The following is an 18,329-nucleotide window of genomic DNA, read 5'->3' as shown; positions in this document are numbered from 1 at the left end:
ATTTACTTTAAATGAAAACAATATTATCGTTAAATATATTTTGTTTAAAACTTGAAATTTATATAGCAAATATACTAAATATGTATGTTATTGTTTAGGCTTAATACCCTTTTTAGAGTTGAATTATGAATTTGATAATTCAGACTTTTTATATTTCTGTTTTAGTACATTTTGATATAATATTTTATCATATTAATGAAAAAGGTCACCCTATAAAAGAGTGACCTTTGTTCTTATTTTAGATTTATTAGTTTTTTCCACCAAGGGCGTTTGTCTACTTCTAGATCTTGGCCATATCCATAACCATATCCGTATCCATAACCATATCCTTTGTTTGTCTCAGTATCATTTAAGATAATTGACATATTCGGAAGTTTACCTTCTTTGTGTAAGTCATTAGGTAATTTAAGCATACGTTTGTCTAGGTAGTTTGCTCTCGCTACGTAGATGAACGTATCAGCATATTTCGCGATTAACAAGGTATCTGTAACTAAACTAACAGGAGCTGTATCTACGATGATATAGTCATATTGTTTTTTAAGAGTCTCAAACATATCTCCTATTCTATCTCCCATTAATAGTTCTGCTGGGTTAGGTGGAATAGTACCTGCTGGTAAAGCATACATGTTTTCGTAACCATCTATTTTTACAACATACTGGTTGATATCGTCCTCTTTTCTTAATAAGTAGTCAGATACGCCTTTAGTAGGAAGCATGATATAATCATCTAATCTAGGGTTACGAATATCTAATCCGATAAGAAGAGTTCGTTTACCTGATAATGCAATTGTAGCTGCAATATTTACAGATGTAAATGTTTTACCTTCTTTAGGGAATGTAGAAGTTAAGAATATCATCTTAGCATTACCTTCCTGTACATCACTTAGCATAAACTCAAGGTTCGTTCTAACGATACGAAGAGCTTCAGCAGTACTCGTTCTACTCGCAATATTAACGATTTTGGAATTATCGTTAGAGTGTGGTATATCACCTAAGAATGGAACTTGAGTATTTTCTTCAATGTCTAATCTAGTCTTAACCTTAGTATCTAATAAGCTACGTAAGTAGATTAAAGCAAATGGTATTAATCCTCCCATGATAAGAGCGGCTAATAAGATAATTGCTTTTTTAGGAGCTACTGGTTTATCACTACTCTTAGCTACATCGATTATTTTAGCATTTTGTTCTGTTGCTGCTAAAGCGATTGCAGTTTCCTCTCTTTTTTGGAATAAGTATAAGTAGATAGCCTCTTTTACCTTTTGCTGTCTATCGATGATTCTGAACTCTCTTTCTTGTTTTGGTACAAGAGATAGTTTAGATTTTAATTCAGATTCTTTAGACGCTAACTCTCTACGTGTAATTTTTAGATTGCTCTCGGCTCTTAGAAGGCTTTCTAATACAGAAGCTTTCATAGAGTTGATTTGATCGTCTAATTTAACGATAGCCGGGTTAAGCTTAGTTGTACTAGTACTTAACTTATTTCTTTCTAATACTAATTTATTATATTGATCAATTAAGCTGTTAGAGCTAACATCTGTCGATACTATATTACCAGGAAGTAATTCGTTTGGTTTGCTGCTTTTTAAGAACTCTATTAGAGAAGAGATAACTTTTAATTCGGTTTCATTACTAATGATTTGTTTTTCATAAACATTAGCATTCTCTAAGTGAATTTTTAATTCTGTAGGAATATCAGTAATGCTATTTCTAGCTTTATATCCCTCTACGTTCTTTTCTACATCACCTAGTTCATCAGTAATCAGGACTAGACGAGAGTCGATGAACTCTGAAGTTTTCTCTGAGATAAAACGTTTATCAGCTATAGCACCATCATTGTACAAAGTAATCAATGTGTTTAAATAATCTTTTGCTTTCGCTGGCGTAGCGTTTAACAATGATAATTCAAGCACAGTAGAGAACTTATCAGTAGGAGCTATTTTTACCTCTTTTACGTAATAATCAACGACTTTTTGGACAGGTTTTACTTGTACTAGTATTTCATTTACAGTTTCTTCACCACCTTCTTTTTTAAGAGCATCTAGTGTTCCTGTTTTTTTAGGAGCATTCTTAGTTACGATAAGTTTACCTAATATAGTAGAAATAGGTTCATCATATTTAAAAGTACCTAATTCTTCTTCCTCATCATTTAATAACAAGAAAGACGATTCAGTTCTATCTTTAACAATAAATGAATACTCGATATCATCAAAGTCAAAAACACGCTCTACAAAGTTGATAGAAACAGGACTATTACCATATAAATCCTTTTTTACAAATCTATCGTTATTGATTAAAGCTATATTTAATTGTAATCTTCTAACTGTTCTTTCTGCAAGACTTCTTGATTGTAGTACTTGTGTCTCGTTTTCTACATTACTTTTACCACCAGAGAACATCCCTAAGTCAGCGAATGCTGCCATTTCAGACGCTATTCCACCACCTCTTTTTTCATCTTTTACAATGATAGAAGTATTGATAGAATATATCTTCTGGCTATAACGTAAATAAACGAAAGCTAAAGCTACAGTAATAAAAACACTTAATACAAACCATCTCCAGTGAACTAAATATTTCTCTAGTTCTTCTCGTATGTTTATATTAGAGTTTTCTTGATTGTCAAATTTGTTTTCCATTTTTCTATTTTGTAGCAAGTGCTATTACAGTTACTAAAAGTGATAATGCAGATAATCCTAAACTTAAGTTAGGTCCTACTACAGAAGAGTTTACTCTTGTTTTGTTAGGCTCTACATATACAATATCGTTTTGATTTAAATAATAGTATGGAGATACCATAAAGTCCGCTTTAGTCATGTCTACACGGATAGGAACTCTTCTTCCATCTATTTCTCTTATCAGTAATATATTGTCTCTTTTTCCATATACTGTTAGGTCACCAGATAATGCTATTGCTTCAGCTAATGTAAGTCTCTCACTATTGATAGTGTGTACACCTGGCTTATTTACCTCCCCTTGTACTGTCACTTTGTAGTTCATGATTCTCATGTTGACAATAGGGTTATTGATATATTGGCTTATTTGTTTTGACAGTATTTCTACAGCTTCTTTTTTGCTTTTACCACCTACTTTAATAGTTCCTAATACAGGAAATTCTATATTCCCATCACTATCTACTAAGTATAAGTGTTGAGTCATAGTACCACTACCAGCAGGATTGTTAGGATTTGTAGTCATTGTATTAGCTAAGTTAAACGGAGCAGCTGCTTCAGGATCTTCTGCAGATACAATGATCATTAGCAAATCATCTGCTCTTAAACGAGTCTCAAATTTATTATCATTAGACTCTTTTAGTAATACATCCTCAACGTTTTGGTAGTATACAACACTCTCTCTAGATGCACATGACCCTAGCAAAAGCATGGTGCAAAAGAAAAGAGATAGTTTTAGCGCAATTATATTTTTCATTGTTATTTTTTTGCAAATATATAGTTTCTAAATAGTCAAAAAAAAGAGTTTTACCATTTAAAGTGTCAAATATAGTTTTTTCTGAGTAGAGATAAAATGATGCTTTCGCAAAAAGTACAGTGTTTTTAGGATAATTCACCTTTTTTCTAATTATAAAAAACACAATAATCTCAGAAATTAAAAGAACTATAAATAATAACTGTTAAATATGTAAAAGTGGCTTTTGATTCTTATTTAGAACGTTAGTTTCTTTTTACGTAGCTCGAAGTTCTGACCTAAGTACACTTTTCGTACCATTTCGTCTTCTGCTAGCTCTTCTGGAACACCTGCTTTTAAGATACCTCCTTCAAACATAAGATACGTTTTGTCTGTAATAGCAAGAGTCTCTTGAACGTTGTGATCTGTAATAAGGATACCAATGTTTTTGTTTTTTAAGTTCGCAACGATTTTTTGGATATCTTCTACTGCCACAGGGTCAACTCCCGCGAAGGGTTCATCTAGAAGAATAAACTTAGGATCAGTAGCTAATGCTCTAGCGATTTCTGTACGTCTTCTTTCTCCTCCAGATAGTACATCTCCTCGGTTAGTACGTACATGGTTTAAGTTGAACTCTTCTATTAGAGATTCCATTTTCGCCTCTTGTTCTTTTTTAGAGAGTTTCGTTAGTTGTAGTACACTTAGGATGTTGTCCTCTATACTTAGTTTTCTAAAGATAGAAGCCTCTTGTGCTAAGTACCCGATACCATGTTGTGCACGTTTATACATCGGGAAGTCTGTTATATCCGTATTATCTAAATATATATTTCCACTGTTAGGTTTTACTAATCCTACGATCATATAGAATGATGTAGTTTTACCAGCACCATTTGGCCCTAGTAGTCCTACGATCTCTCCTTGATTAACCTCTACTGATATACCTTTAACAACTTTGCGTTTTTTGTACATCTTAATTAAATTATCAGCTCTTAATTTCATGATTTTAAAATATGAGATTAGTCAATTTGTTTTGTTTTACTTGCTTCTATCTTCTTATTCTTTTTGTGTACGAAGAGAGAGATATAAATACTCACTTCGTATAGAATAAGTAATGGAATAGATACTATAATCTGGCTTACTACATCTGGTGGAGTTATTACAGCTGCGATGATTAATATTAATACGATAGCGTACTTTCTATAGTCTTTTAAGAACTGTGGTGTAACTAAGTCTAACACAGATAGGAAGTAAATAATAATCGGTAATTCGAATACTAAACCACATGCTATAGATGTCGTTTTTACAAGACCTATATAAGAGTTGATATCTATCTGGTTTTTAACGATATCACTTACCTGTAAGTTCGCAAGGAAATTAATAGATAGCGGAGTGATAACGTAGTATCCAAATACTACTCCCATAAAGAATAATAAAGAAGATACAACGATAAATAGTTTAGCGTATTTCTTTTCTTTTGTATAAAGTGCCGGGCTGATGAACTTCCATATTTCCCAAAGAATGAAAGGAACTGCAATAATAAAACCTGCAGAAATACAAGTCCAAATTAATACAGAGAACTGTCCATCCATCGTTCTGTTCTGAATCTCGAAGGGTAAGTCTTGTAAACAAAAACTTCTATCAAAATCAAAACGTTGTGCTATTTTACAAAAGAATTGATAGGTAACGAAATCACTTCTTTTTGGTGCGAAGATGATTTTGTCAAAAATAAAATCACTAAAAATAAAAGCGACTGCCCCTCCTCCTAGTATAAATGCTGAAGATCTAACTAATAACCATCTTAGTTCTTCTAAGTGGTCTAGGAAAGACATTTCCTTTTTTGATTTATCTGAGTTTGCCATATTTATACGATCCCTTCTTTTAATATATCATGTAGGTGGATTACGCCTACGTATTTGTTGTTTTGTGTCACTAGTAATTGCGTGATAGAGTTGTCCTCTAATATAGACAGTGCCTTAGATACGTGTTCAGAACTCTCTATTGATTTAGGGTTGATAGACATAATGTCTTTTGCCTTATAATCGTTTAGATTACTACTTTTTTGTAGCATACGGCGCAAGTCTCCATCTGTTATGATTCCTATGATTTGCTCATTATCTACTACCGCAGTTACTCCTAAGCGTTTTTCTGATATTTCTACGATTACTTCTTGGATAGAAGAATCTGGAGATACAGCAGGTTTGTTTTCGCTTTTTAGTATGTTTTGCACCAAAAGTAACAATTTTTTACCTAATGCTCCACCTGGATGGTACATTGCGAAGTCTTCTGCTGTGAAGTTTCTCAATTCTATAAGACAAGCTGCTAAGGCATCTCCTAAAACTAGCTGAGCAGTAGTACTGTTCATAGGTGCTAGATTATTCTGTTCTGCCTCATGGTCTATTTTAGATAATAGGATATAGTCAGCACTTTTTGCTAAAAACGAGTTCTCATTAGCTGTGATAGCAATAAGCGTATTGTTGTGTCTTTTAAGGATAGGTGCTAATACTTTTATTTCTGGGCTATTACCACTATTAGAGATACAGATGATACAGTCTCCTGGTTGGATTAGACCTAGATCTCCATGCATTGCCTCTGCAGCATGCATATGGATAGATGGCGTTCCAGTAGAATTGAATGTTGCTACTATTTTCGCTCCAATTAGTGAACTTTTGCCTATTCCTGTCACAATTATTCGCCCCTTGCAGTTGAAAATCGCTTTAACAGTTTTTTCAAAATCGTCCGTTAGATAATCGATTAGTTTTTTAATGCTTTCACTCTCAGAAAGTAAAGTATTCTTGGCGGTGTTTAATATGTTAATTGATGTATTCAAAATGAGCGAATGTTAAATATTATGATTGAACTAAAGAAATTTTGTACCTTTAGGTACTGCAAATTTATGTAAAATACCATACAAAAATAATGAAATCAACTGAAATTGACTTGCACAAAGAGTTAAAGAGATTTTTTGGATTTTCTCAATTCAAAGGTCTTCAGGAAGATGTGGTCAAAAGTATTATTTCTGGACACAATACTTTTGTGATTATGCCGACTGGAGGAGGGAAGTCTCTTTGTTATCAATTACCTGCATTGGTGTTAGAGGGAACTGCTATTGTTGTTTCACCGTTAATTGCTTTGATGAAGAATCAAGTAGATGCTATTAGAAGTTTATCTTCAGAGCATGGTGTGGCTCATGTGCTTAATTCATCTCTTACGAAGACTGAGATAGCTCAGGTAAAGGAAGACATTAAAAGTGGGATTACAAAGTTGCTATACGTAGCACCTGAATCTTTAACTAAGGAAGAGTATGTTAGCTTTTTACAAGGGGAAAAATTATCTTTTGTAGCTATTGACGAGGCCCATTGTATTTCTGAATGGGGACATGACTTTAGACCAGAGTATAGAAATCTGCGCAACATTATTAGAAGTCTTGGTGATATACCTATTATAGGACTGACTGCAACAGCCACTCCTAAAGTACAAGAGGATATCTTAAAAAACTTAGAAATTCCAAATGCGAATACCTTCAAAGCATCGTTTAATAGACCTAACTTATTCTATGAGATACGTCCTAAAACGAAAAATGTAGAGACGGATATCATTCGCTTTATTAAACAACACCAAGGAAAATCAGGAGTGATCTACTGTCTAAGTAGAAAGAAAGTAGAAGAAATCGCAAATGTACTTCAGGTAAATGGGATCAGTGCTGTGCCTTATCACGCAGGACTAGATGCTAAGACCCGTGCTAAACATCAAGATATGTTCTTAATGGAGGATGTAGATGTAGTAGTAGCTACTATCGCATTCGGTATGGGGATAGATAAGCCAGATGTACGCTATGTAATACACCATGATATTCCTAAATCATTAGAAAGTTATTATCAAGAGACGGGTAGAGCTGGACGTGATGGAGGTGAAGGACACTGTCTAGCCTATTACTCATATAAAGATATAGAGAAGCTTGAGAAGTTTATGGCTGGTAAGCCTGTCGCTGAGCAAGAGATAGGGTATGCATTATTACAAGAAGTAGTAGCGTATGCTGAAACATCGATGTCTAGAAGAAAATTTATCCTGCATTATTTCGGAGAAGAATTTGACGAAGTCAATGGTGAAGGGGCTGATATGGATGATAATATCCGTAATCCTAAGACTAAAGTAGAAGCTAAAGATAGTGTAGTTCAATTATTGAAAGTAATTAGAGACACGAAACAATCTTATAAGACGAAAGAAATAGTATTCACTCTACTGGGGAAAATCAATGCACTGTTAAAAGTAAATAAGACAGATACATTAGACTTTTTCGGTTGTGGTAAGGATCACGATGAGAAGTACTGGATAGCTCTTATTAGACAAGTATTAGTAGCAGACTTATTGCGCAAAGATATTGAAGCTTATGGAGTGTTAAAACTGACGGAAGCTGGACTACAGTTTATAGATAATCCTAAGTCATTTATGATGACTGAAGATCACGAATATTCTGATGCTGAAAATGATTTGGATGTGATCGCTAGTAAAGCTAGTCTAGTGATAGACGAGGCTCTGATCGGTATCCTAAAAGATCTGCGTAAGAAAGTAGCGAAGAAATATGGTGTACCTCCATTCGTAGTATTCCAAGACCCTTCATTAGAGGAGATGGGGCTTAAGTATCCAGTTACTCTAGAGGAGATGTCTAATATTATAGGAGTAAGTGAAGGTAAGGCTAAGAAATATGGTAAGGAGTTCGTAGATGTGATTAGTAAGTATGTAGAAGATAATGATATCATCAGACCTGATGATTTAGTTGTTAAATCTACAGGTGCTAATTCCGCATTAAAACTTTATATTATTCAGAATGTAGATAGAAAGTTATCTTTATCGGATATAGCGAGTGCTAAAGGATTAGATATGGATGGTCTGCTAAAAGAGATGGAGCAGATCGTATATTCTGGTACGAAGTTGAATATATCATATTGGATAGATGATGTCTTAGACGAAGATCAGCAAGAAGAAATCTATGATTACTTTATGGAATCAGAGACAGATAATATTAAGGCTGCGATGACTGAGTTTGACGGAGATTATGATACTGAAGAGTTGCGATTAATGCGTATTCAGTTTATTAGTAAAGAAGCGAACTAGTTCATAGTAGAAATAGAACAATTAAAATCTTCAGTAGGTGACTACTGAGGGTTTTTTTATATACTCTTTTTAAAAATATGGAAAAAATATTTAAATCGTGTTTTAGACGATCTTCGTTAGTCAAGATTAGTATCGTTACTATGGTGCTTTTAATGATAAATATTTTATTTATAATCTTAATATTAAAAGCAAAGAAAGGCGATATCGGGGTGAGTAATATCGAGAGTGCTATAGCAAGTGGAGTAGTGACGGCTTCTATATTAGTCTACTATGTAGTTAAAATATATCCTTATCTCAACAAAATAACGATTGATGGAGAAAAGATATATTATAAGAAAGTATTGGGACAGGAGAGAGTTATAGATATAGCTGCAGAAGATGTGCAGATACATATAGATACATTATATATGCGGTGGACTAACCAAGATGGCTATATAGAAGTGAATAGTGGAAAGAAAAAAATCAAGATTATAGAAAGTTATTATAAAAACTATGTAGTGCTAAAAGAAACTTTGGTCGCTTTAGCTTAACAAAAGATATATAGATAAAAGGTGTTCTTATAGAGCACCTTTTTTTGTGGATATTAGACACTTTGTTTAGGTAGGTATTTAGTAATCACACAGTTTAGATAGAAGGAGAATAGGTGATGAGTAAATGGAGGATTGTTCGACAAAGTCACCTCTAGCTCCACCAATCTCGAGTAATTGTCCATGAATTGTCGAGCGAATTGCTTATAACACCTGTATTATAAGGGGATATGCTATAGAGGGTGTTTGTGTTTATAAAGGATATTTTTTGTTTAACTTGTTGTTTGTTAGTGTTTTGTGTTGTTTTAAGGGCTAAAAAAAAGTACATCTTTTTTTCTTATAAGACAGATCTTTGCTCTTATTGAGGAGATAGAATAGAAAAAAAGACCTTTCAGAACATGAAAAAGTACTTATAAAAGTGAAATATAGATTCGAATATTAAAAAAAATAGTGTCCTTTTTCTTAATAGTTAAAAGATGTACTGAGTTGTAAAAAAGAAAGAGGTAACTTATTACATAGGTTACCTCTTGATATATGTATTCACAGATGCGGTCTATTCGTATAGCTCTCCTCGATGTGGTTTTAGGATATCTCTTAGTTGTCTCATTTGCTCATCATTGACTACCATATACGCGATAGTATGCTCTGGTGCTAGTACTGTATAGTCTATGATAGAGATAGGTAGTTGTTCTATAGCGACATACTCTTTAAGATGTATTACGTGATGTTCGGCTGTTTTTTCTCCAGCAGGCCCTTTAAAATCCCAAATAAGTTTGATTTGTCTTTCCATTTTCTAATTGTCATTTGTACAAAAGTAGTCAAAAAATAAGTAGAAATAGTTGAAGAATCAGTAGAAGTGGTTAGAAGGAAAAGCACTGCGTACGAATAGTATTGAAAGATAAAACGAGGGAGTAGATAACAAAAGAAGGAATGTAGTCGTTTATAAATGAGTATTATAGAATAAAGACAGGTTTATAACGATGCTATCTGATAAAGAGATTAGTTTAACCGTATCTTTTTTGTATTTTTGAGGTTGATATAAATTATTAGGTATGAAAGAAGAGTTAGTGGTATTAGTAAATGAACAAGATGAACAAGTAGGAGTAATGGAAAAGATAGAAGCTCATGAAAAAGCTTTGTTACATCGTGCATTTTCTGTTTTTATTTTGAATAAAAATAATGAAGTAATGTTACAACAACGTGCTTCAGAAAAGTATCACTCGCCTTTATTGTGGACTAATACTTGTTGTAGTCATCAACGTGTAGGCGAAACAAATATAGAGGCTGGTAGACGTAGATTAATGGAAGAAATGGGGTTCGAAGTGCCCCTAAAAGATGTTTTTAGTTTTATCTATAAAGCCCCATTTGACAATGGTCTGACAGAGCATGAGTTTGATCATGTGATGATTGGATATTACGATGATGAACCAAATATCAACCTAGAAGAAGTAGAGGCATGGAAATGGATGTCTATAGAAGGGATAAAGGAAGATATGGAGGCTAATCCTAATATATATACAGCTTGGTTTAAAATCATTTTTTCTAAGTTTTATCATTTTATAGAAGCTCAAAAGAAATAATAGTATGAGATTAACTGTTAGTAGAAAAGCTCATTTTAATGCAGCACATCGCTTGCATAGAAAAGAATGGTCAGAAGAGAAGAACCAACTTGTTTTTGGTAAATGTAATAATCCTAACTATCATGGACATAATTATGAATTAATTGTTCAGGTAACAGGAGAGCTAGATCCAGAGACAGGATTTGTGATGGATTTAAAAGAACTATCCGATTTAATAAAATCGGAGATAGAAGAGAACTTTGATCATAAAAACTTGAATTTAGATGTACCAGAGTTTTTAGAGTTAATCCCTACAGCAGAAAATATCGCAGTAGTGATATGGCAAAAATTAAGACCTTTTATTAATGATGATAAAGAGTTAGAAGTGATATTGTATGAAACTGCTAGAAACTTTGTTTCTTTTAAAGGAGATTATTAATTATAGGGTATGCTAATGGGAAAAGTTGTAACTTGCACCCTCGTTTTTTATAGCGATTGGGAAAGATAAATAAGCAATAGCTTATTTTTAATAGAAGTGATTAATATATGGGTTTTAAACAATATCCGATACTATTTCAACCGATTCTGAAAGACAGAATTTGGGGAGGAACGAAGTTAAAATCAATACTTGGTAAAGATATTGATTCAAATGAGGTAGGAGAGAGCTGGGAGATTTCTGGTGTATCTTCTGATGTAAGCGTTGTCGCAAATGGGGTATATGAAGGATTAAGTTTAAATGATTTAATTCAGAAGTTTCCTGAAGAAATCTTAGGTGATTATATTATAAACCGTTTTGATAAGAAGTTTCCTCTTTTGTTTAAGTTTCTAGACGCAAAAGAAGATTTATCTATACAGTTACATCCGAATGATGATTTAGCTCAGAAGCGCCATGGGTCTTTTGGAAAGACTGAGATGTGGTATGTGATGCAAACGGATGAAAATGCAAGAATAGTAGTAGACTTTAAAGATGGAGTGACTCAAGAGGACTATCTACATCATTTAGAGGCTAAGACATTGCCTTCTATATTAAAAGAGATACCTGTAAAGAAAGGAGATGTATTCTTCATCGAGACAGGTACTATCCATGCTATTGGGGCTGGTGTATTATTAGCTGAGATTCAGCAGACTTCAGATATTACTTATAGAGTATATGACTGGGATAGACTAGATGCTTCGGGTAATTCTAGAGAACTCCATATCGATATGGCACTAGATGCTATCAACTATGATAAGAAAGAAGTAGAGTTGACTTATACTAAAGATGCGAATGTATCTAACGAAATAGTAGCGTGTCCATTCTTCTCAGTGAATTATATACCTCTAAAAGGAAGTTATCACAAAGAGAAGGATGCTTCTAGATTCTATCTATATGTGTGTACAGAAGGAGAAGGAGAGATCACATTAGGTGACGAAGTGTATTCTATACGATGTGGACAAACTGTGCTAATACCAGCAGCAGTAACACAAATAAGTTTAAGTGGTGAGGCTACAATCTTAGAGATATTTGTTTCTTAAAAGAGTAGTATACCCCATTTTTATATTGTAGATTTGCGTAAAATTAATACTAAATAAAGGAAATTATGGCAAGCGTAAGAAACCTAAAAAAAGATATTCACTATGTATTAGGTGATATCATCCAAGCAATTTATATTCAAGAAATGACAACTGGAGGACCAACTGCAGAGACTAATGCATTACTTGAAGAAGCGTTTGTTTCTTTCGATGAATTAATCGGAGCAGTGAATGCAAAAAACGTTGAGAATAAAAAAGCACATTTTAAAGGAGTTTATAAAAAACTAGAAGATGTTGCAGGTCAATTAGTTGAAAAAATCAACGCAATGTAATCGAAAAAAAGATTTAAAAAAGATACATTTTGTGTTGCAAGATTGAAAAACCATGCTATCTTTGCACTCGCAAAATGAGTCGCCGGTGTAGCTCAGCTGGCTAGAGCAGCTGATTTGTAATCAGCAGGTCGTGGGTTCGAGTCCCTCCATCGGCTCAGATGTTTTTTGAAAAATTGATATTGTAATACTTTGAGTCGCCGGTGTAGCTCAGCTGGCTAGAGCAGCTGATTTGTAATCAGCAGGTCGTGGGTTCGAGTCCCTCCATCGGCTCAAAAGTTTTAAAAGAGATTAGTATTACAATAATATTGAGTCGCCGGTGTAGCTCAGCTGGCTAGAGCAGCTGATTTGTAATCAGCAGGTCGTGGGTTCGAGTCCCTCCATCGGCTCAATAATTTTTTGAAGATTAAATATTGCAATACATTGAGTCGCCGGTGTAGCTCAGCTGGCTAGAGCAGCTGATTTGTAATCAGCAGGTCGTGGGTTCGAGTCCCTCCATCGGCTCAAATGTTTTAATATTGTATTGCAGGCATTCATTTTGCCGGTGTAGCTCAGCTGGCTAGAGCAGCTGATTTGTAATCAGCAGGTCGTGGGTTCGAGTCCCTCCATCGGCTCAAATGTTTTAATATTGTATTGCAGGCATTCATTTTGCCGGTGTAGCTCAGCTGGCTAGAGCAGCTGATTTGTAATCAGCAGGTCGTGGGTTCGAGTCCCTCCATCGGCTCAAAAGTCTCCCCTTAAAAGGGAGACTTTTTTGTTTTCAAATACTTTGTGTACTAAATGCTCTTCTAACTGCTTTTTATTTTTTACTTTTAGATAACCTAAATCTAACTTATATAGAAAGGTTATTATTAAAAATACGCTGAAGTATGTTTTTGAGAGTTCAAGCAGATTGGTTTATCTATTTGGAGATAGTATATTTTATTATAGCTATTGCTGTGGCTGTACGCATTATCTATGATACAGACTCTATCTCGAAGACATTAGCTTATCTGTTGTTAGTTTTCTTTGTGCCTATCTTTGGTATTTTATTTTATTTTTCTTTTGGGATCAATTATCGACGAAGAAAGATGTATTCTAAGAAGCTTAAGGTAAATGATGAGTATAGCACTAAATTAACAAAACGTCTAAATGACATTCACCTAGATCAGAGACAACAAGGAAACCCTATTGTACAAAGGAATCGTTCTTTCATTAAGATGTTGTCTAGTGCGACTATGGGAGAAGGTCCATTATTAGTGGATAATAAAGCCGAAATATTAGAGAATGGAGAAGAGTTCTTTCCAAGACTAATAGAAGACTTAAAAGCAGCTAAAAGTACGATTCATATCGAGTATTATATTTATGAGAATAATGATATCGGTAAGGAGATAGAAAGTATCCTGATCAATAAAGTAAAGGAGGGGGTTAAGGTACGTTTTATCTATGATGACTTTGGGTGTAAAAGCATTCGAAAGAATATTGTCCGCAATCTTCGTGCGAATGGAGTCGAAGCCTATCCCTTTAATAAGATTATTCTATTAGCTTTTGCTAACCGTATGAATTATCGAAATCACCGCAAAATAGTGGTGATAGATGGAACGATAGCTTATACAGGAGGGATAAATATCTCTGATCGCTACGATAACCGTAAGAAAGATTCTAATCAGTATTTTTGGAGGGATACGCATATTAGAATAAAAGGTTCGGGAGCTTATGGGTTACAATATATCTTTTTGGCAGATTGGAATTTCTGTAGTAAGCAAGACTTAGCCTTTGATGAGAAGTATTTCCCTATTCATGATAATGATGAGATAGGAGTGCCGTTACAGGTTATTTCGTCTGGACCTGACTCAGATGTACCTTCTATTCTATATAGTGTCTTAAAAGCGATACAAACTGCTGAAAAAGAGATCTGCATCACTACGCCATATTATATACCTGACGAATCATTACAACTAGCTATTAAAATGGCTGCATTAAGTGGTAAGCGCGTTAGAATGATACTGCCTGGAATTACAGATTCTAATATCGTGAAATGGGCTTCGGAGTCTTATTTTCAAGAGTTATTAGAGTTTGGTGTAGAGATTTATTTATATAAGAAAGGATTTATCCACGCGAAGACCTTTGTTACAGATGCAGGAGTGAGTTCTATAGGTACATGTAATTTAGATCATCGTAGCTTTGATTTGAATTTCGAGGTGAATGTTGTGGTTTATGATGAAGCGTTTGCACGTAAAATGAAAACAATGTTTGATAGAGACTGTAGAGATTCTATTAAACTAGAGTTACACAGGTGGAATAAGAGATCTTGGAAACAACGTCTTAAAAACAGTTTTATTCGTTTGTTCTCTCCTTTATTATAGCATGTGTAGACATCAAATAAAGTGAGTAATGAAGGATAAGTAAACTTTAACTAAGGATACTATGAATTTACATTTGACATTTGATAAATATATAACACATCAACATCCCTTTGAGAATGATTATGAAGGGAAGGTAATCACCACATTAATAGAGTCAAGAGGAAATAAGAAAGAGTATAAGCAGACTATTCTGTATATACACGGATTTTGTGATTACTTCTTTCAGATACACTTGATGGATTATTTTAATGAGCATGGAGTAAACTTCTATGCAATAGATTTGCGTAAGTATGGTCGTTCGTTATTGCCTCATCAGCATCCGAATTATTGTAAGTCGATGCGAGAGTACTTTCCTGATATCGATTATGGAATAGAGTATATTCTAAAGGAAAAGAGAGATACCCAACTATTTTTATTAGGGCATAGTATTGGGGGACTATTAGCAACGTATTATGCTATGTTTGGGTTGTTAAAAGAAAGGTTATCAGGACTAATATTAAATTCTCCTTTCTTTGACTTTAATGTGCCTTTCTATGTAAAGCCTTTTATGGGTAGTGTCGCTAGGAGTAAAGTTAGTAAGGATATCTTTGCTAATGCAGAGCAGATGCCTGAGTTATATGGTAAGACATTGCATAAAGATGAAGAAGGAGAATGGGAGTACAATAAGGAATGGAAACCAATAAATCCTTTTGCTGTATACTATAGTTGGATATTAGCAGTGCAACATACACAGGAGTTAATTCAGGAGGTAGTATTGCATGAAGACTTTCCTATTCTACTAATGTATAGCGATAAGTCTGGAAGTACTTCAAAATGGACTGCTACTTCTATGACATCGGATATTGTCCTAAATGTAAAAGATATTGAGAAGATAGGTAGTAAGATAGGACATCGTGTAGAGAAAGCTGTAATAGAGGATGGAATGCATGACTTATTTCTCTCGAAAAAAGAAGTTAGAAATAAAGCAATGTTTAGTGTATTACAGTTCTTAGAGAAGCACAGATAGATATTAAAAGTAAAAAGCTGTTACCATTTAAGGTAACAGCTTTTTTAGCAATAATTGAAAAAAGTTGTTGTTGATTGGTTGGTAGGGGAGCTTTTTAGAATAATCCTCCAGCACCTCCACTTTCTTTTGTATTCGAATCTCTGTTCTTTCTTTGTAATGCACGTCCTTTTCCTCCTCCGAACATATAGTTTACTCCGATGTAAACTGATCTACTTTCCCATGTAAATTGTCCATTAGAAGCATAAGGGTACTGAGAACTGTATTTGAACTTCATAGTATTGAAGATATCATTGAATCTTGCACTGATACTTAATTTGTTTTCAAGTAAAGAGTATCTAACTCCAGCATCTATTTTATACATCTCTTTAGAGTCCATTGTGATACCATCTACGGGACCTCTATAGAATCCGAATAAGTTAAATCTTAAGTTTTTAGTCGCTTTGAAGTTACTGTTTAAACGAGCATTGAATGCACTAGCAGTAATATCGCGTTCGATAAAATCCATTTGATTTGTCGTACTGTTTAACTGAGATACAAAACCAGTCTGTTTAATACTAGAGAAATCAATACCAGGTTGCATATCCCACCATGGAGTTAATTTGATATTAGCAGAAAGTTCAAATCCATAAGCATCATTAGACTTATAGTTATCAAAAGTCATTAATAAAGCATTTGGATTATCATTGTCTGGGTCATCGTAGATAACGTGGTTGATTTCTTTATTGATCTTTCTATAGTACACTCCAGCAGTCACACTACTTTTGTTATTAAACATTCTTGTGTAATTTAATTCTACAGAGTTCGTAAACTGTGGTTTTAATTCAGGATTACCTACCATTGTCATTAATGGAGTAGAGAATTGTCTAACAGGGTTAGTCTGAGAAATACTAGGTCTATCTACACGTCTACTATAACTTAAGTTGAACATATCATTATCTGTCATAGAATACCCTAAGTATACAGACGGATATAAGGTAACGTAATCATCTTTAAAAGTAGTTGTTCCTCCTAATTTAGATTCTACTTTATAGCTTTCTAATCTTGTTCCTACTTGGTAGTTAAACTTACCATAAGTTTGACCAAAAGTTACATAAGCAGAGAAGATATCTTGGTTGTATTCATTGTTAATCTTTTTATTCTTCTCAGGAATCAAAGGATTATTAGAATCAAAGTTGTTATCCGCTCTAGAGATTCTAGCTTCAGCTCCTACTTCTAGTTTAGTATGATCGTTTAAAGGATTCACATAATCAATGTTGATTGTTGTTAAATCACTTTTATCATTGTTTCTATCTTGATAAACTTGGTTAGGATTTTTACCTATAATCGTATTGTAATCTCCGTCATTCGTAGATTTGTTACGACTAAAGTTTCCTTCGATATCTAAAGTATGACCTTTTTTCTCAAATAGATGTTTATAAGCTAAGTTATACGCACTATATCTATTATCTCCATCATAAACAGTTTTTTGGAAGATATCTTCGAATAAGTTCTTAGGATATGTAGTCGCGTTATCCATATCTGTTGTTCTATCATTTGTACTTTGGTTAGTATAGAATGACAATGTATTGTTATCGTTGATATAATAATCCATACCTACTTTATAGAAGTAGTTCTTGTTCTTATTATTCATACGAATCTCTGTAGGAGACATAATATCCGTACGTAGCATATCTCCGTCATTTTTATATTTTCCATACGAGTAGCTACCATTAGCGAAGAAGTTTAACTTCCCTTGTCTATAGTTAGCATTGATAGAGTTAGTATTCTTAACAGTATGAGCAAATGTAACTCCTGTGTCTACAGAACCATTAAAGCCGTCCATTGTATTTTTGTGTAACACGATATTGATAATACCTGACATTCCTTCAGGATTATACTTAGCACTTGGGTTAGTGATTAACTCAATGCTCTTAATAGAAGTAGAAGGAATTTGTTTTAATACCTGTTCAGAAGACATATTAGTAGGACGCCCATCGATAAGGATACGTACATTCTCATTTCCTCTTAGAGATATCTTACCATCTTTATCTACATTTACAGAAGGAATATTATTCATAATCTCACCAGCAGTAGCACCAGCAGTAGTTAAGTCTTTACCTACATTGATTACTTTTCTATCTATCTTTTGTTCTATTGTAGATGATTCAGCGATAATATTAACTCCTTCTAAAGTTGTCGCTTCAGGAGTTAAGTTAATCGTACCAAAGTTATAAGTAGCCTCAGTTAACTCAAATTCTTTAGTATATGTTTGGTAACCGATAAACTGTACTTCTAAAGTATATTTTTTTTGAGGAACAGTTAATTCGAATTTTCCATTGTCATCAGACATAGCACCTGTTACAATAGTCTCTCCATCTTTAATAGAGACAGTTGCATAAGGAACGGATTGATTAATTGATTTGTCAAAAATCGCTCCTGTGATTTTTCCTTTTTGTTGCGCATAAATAGAGCAAACCATGGTAAGGAAAAGGATAACACTTAATTTGAATTTCATAATAGTTCTTTCGTTAAGTTTATTTCTAATAATTGATTAAGGTTTA

Annotated in this window: 15 protein-coding genes and 6 tRNA genes; 14 read left to right on the top strand and 7 right to left on the bottom strand. The window is 33.8% G+C overall.

The window, feature by feature from the left end:
* Nucleotides 1-233: 233 nt before the first annotated feature.
* The 5 genes from E0Z07_RS01445 to E0Z07_RS01425 all read right to left on the bottom strand — a co-directional run bounded on the left by E0Z07_RS01445 (nt 234) and on the right by E0Z07_RS01425 (nt 6,226).
* Entirely contained in the window at nt 234-2,633 is a 2,400-nt protein-coding gene (locus tag E0Z07_RS01445) for a GumC family protein (RefSeq protein ID WP_006267056.1), read from the bottom strand.
* Between the two features lie 4 nt (nt 2,634-2,637).
* Nucleotides 2,638-3,423 carry a polysaccharide biosynthesis/export family protein gene (locus tag E0Z07_RS01440; RefSeq protein ID WP_006260213.1) on the bottom strand — a complete coding sequence of 262 codons (786 nt, stop codon included), beginning with the start codon at nt 3,421-3,423 and terminating at the stop codon, nt 2,638-2,640.
* Between the two features lie 234 nt (nt 3,424-3,657).
* Nucleotides 3,658-4,398 carry an LPS export ABC transporter ATP-binding protein gene (gene lptB, locus E0Z07_RS01435; protein WP_006260212.1) on the bottom strand — a complete coding sequence of 247 codons (741 nt, stop codon included), beginning with the start codon at nt 4,396-4,398 and terminating at the stop codon, nt 3,658-3,660.
* A gap of 17 nt (nt 4,399-4,415) precedes the next feature.
* Nucleotides 4,416-5,228, bottom strand: a complete 813-nt coding sequence (gene tatC, locus E0Z07_RS01430) for a twin-arginine translocase subunit TatC (RefSeq protein ID WP_131541067.1) — start codon at nt 5,226-5,228, stop codon at nt 4,416-4,418.
* A 32-nt stretch (nt 5,229-5,260) separates the two neighbouring features.
* A complete protein-coding gene (locus E0Z07_RS01425; protein ID WP_006260210.1) occupies nt 5,261-6,226 on the bottom strand; it encodes a KpsF/GutQ family sugar-phosphate isomerase in 966 nt (321 codons plus the stop codon).
* An 89-nt stretch (nt 6,227-6,315) separates the two neighbouring features.
* Between E0Z07_RS01425 and E0Z07_RS01420 the strand changes: the two genes are divergently transcribed.
* Both E0Z07_RS01420 and E0Z07_RS01415 read left to right on the top strand, forming a co-directional pair.
* Entirely contained in the window at nt 6,316-8,511 is a 2,196-nt protein-coding gene (locus tag E0Z07_RS01420; protein ID WP_006260209.1) for an ATP-dependent DNA helicase RecQ, read from the top strand.
* A gap of 77 nt (nt 8,512-8,588) precedes the next feature.
* Nucleotides 8,589-9,041, top strand: coding sequence for a hypothetical protein (locus E0Z07_RS01415; protein WP_006261953.1), 453 nt, complete (start codon nt 8,589-8,591; stop codon nt 9,039-9,041).
* Nucleotides 9,042-9,591: 550 nt separating this feature from the next.
* Here the strand turns inward: E0Z07_RS01415 and E0Z07_RS01410 are convergent.
* Nucleotides 9,592-9,828, bottom strand: coding sequence for a hypothetical protein (locus tag E0Z07_RS01410; RefSeq protein WP_006261952.1), 237 nt, complete (start codon nt 9,826-9,828; stop codon nt 9,592-9,594).
* A gap of 262 nt (nt 9,829-10,090) precedes the next feature.
* Between E0Z07_RS01410 and idi the strand changes: the two genes are divergently transcribed.
* From idi to E0Z07_RS01350, 12 genes are all read left to right on the top strand, one after another.
* A complete protein-coding gene (gene idi / locus E0Z07_RS01405; RefSeq protein ID WP_006264407.1) occupies nt 10,091-10,618 on the top strand; it encodes an isopentenyl-diphosphate Delta-isomerase in 528 nt (175 codons plus the stop codon).
* Nucleotides 10,619-10,622: 4 nt separating this feature from the next.
* Nucleotides 10,623-11,036, top strand: coding sequence for a 6-pyruvoyl trahydropterin synthase family protein (locus tag E0Z07_RS01400; protein WP_006264406.1), 414 nt, complete (start codon nt 10,623-10,625; stop codon nt 11,034-11,036).
* Between the two features lie 107 nt (nt 11,037-11,143).
* Nucleotides 11,144-12,112, top strand: a complete 969-nt coding sequence (locus E0Z07_RS01395) for a type I phosphomannose isomerase catalytic subunit (RefSeq protein WP_006260204.1) — start codon at nt 11,144-11,146, stop codon at nt 12,110-12,112.
* A gap of 65 nt (nt 12,113-12,177) precedes the next feature.
* Nucleotides 12,178-12,441, top strand: a complete 264-nt coding sequence (locus E0Z07_RS01390; protein WP_006260203.1) for a hypothetical protein — start codon at nt 12,178-12,180, stop codon at nt 12,439-12,441.
* A gap of 81 nt (nt 12,442-12,522) precedes the next feature.
* A tRNA-Thr gene (locus E0Z07_RS01385) sits at nt 12,523-12,596 on the top strand.
* Nucleotides 12,597-12,637: 41 nt separating this feature from the next.
* Nucleotides 12,638-12,711 (top strand) — tRNA-Thr (locus tag E0Z07_RS01380).
* A gap of 42 nt (nt 12,712-12,753) precedes the next feature.
* Nucleotides 12,754-12,827: transfer RNA gene (locus E0Z07_RS01375), tRNA-Thr, on the top strand.
* A 41-nt stretch (nt 12,828-12,868) separates the two neighbouring features.
* A tRNA-Thr gene (locus tag E0Z07_RS01370) sits at nt 12,869-12,942 on the top strand.
* Nucleotides 12,943-12,978: 36 nt separating this feature from the next.
* A tRNA-Thr gene (locus E0Z07_RS01365) sits at nt 12,979-13,052 on the top strand.
* 36 nt (nt 13,053-13,088) lie between these two features.
* Nucleotides 13,089-13,162, top strand: a tRNA-Thr gene (locus tag E0Z07_RS01360).
* Between the two features lie 145 nt (nt 13,163-13,307).
* A complete protein-coding gene (gene cls / locus E0Z07_RS01355) occupies nt 13,308-14,783 on the top strand; it encodes a cardiolipin synthase (RefSeq protein ID WP_006261950.1) in 1,476 nt (491 codons plus the stop codon).
* A gap of 61 nt (nt 14,784-14,844) precedes the next feature.
* Nucleotides 14,845-15,789 carry an alpha/beta hydrolase gene (locus E0Z07_RS01350; RefSeq protein WP_006261949.1) on the top strand — a complete coding sequence of 315 codons (945 nt, stop codon included), beginning with the start codon at nt 14,845-14,847 and terminating at the stop codon, nt 15,787-15,789.
* 94 nt (nt 15,790-15,883) lie between these two features.
* On the opposite strand, the gene E0Z07_RS01345 is transcribed toward E0Z07_RS01350, so the two are convergent.
* Nucleotides 15,884-18,283, bottom strand: a complete 2,400-nt coding sequence (locus tag E0Z07_RS01345) for an outer membrane beta-barrel family protein (RefSeq protein ID WP_006261948.1) — start codon at nt 18,281-18,283, stop codon at nt 15,884-15,886.
* Nucleotides 18,284-18,329: the final 46 nt, after the last annotated feature.

The organism is Myroides odoratimimus, from assembly GCF_004337635.1.
Lineage (GTDB): Bacteria > Bacteroidota > Bacteroidia > Flavobacteriales > Flavobacteriaceae > Flavobacterium > Flavobacterium odoratimimum.
The sequence above is the reverse complement of the archived record's forward strand: the minus strand, read 5'-3'. Positions and strand labels throughout refer to the sequence as shown.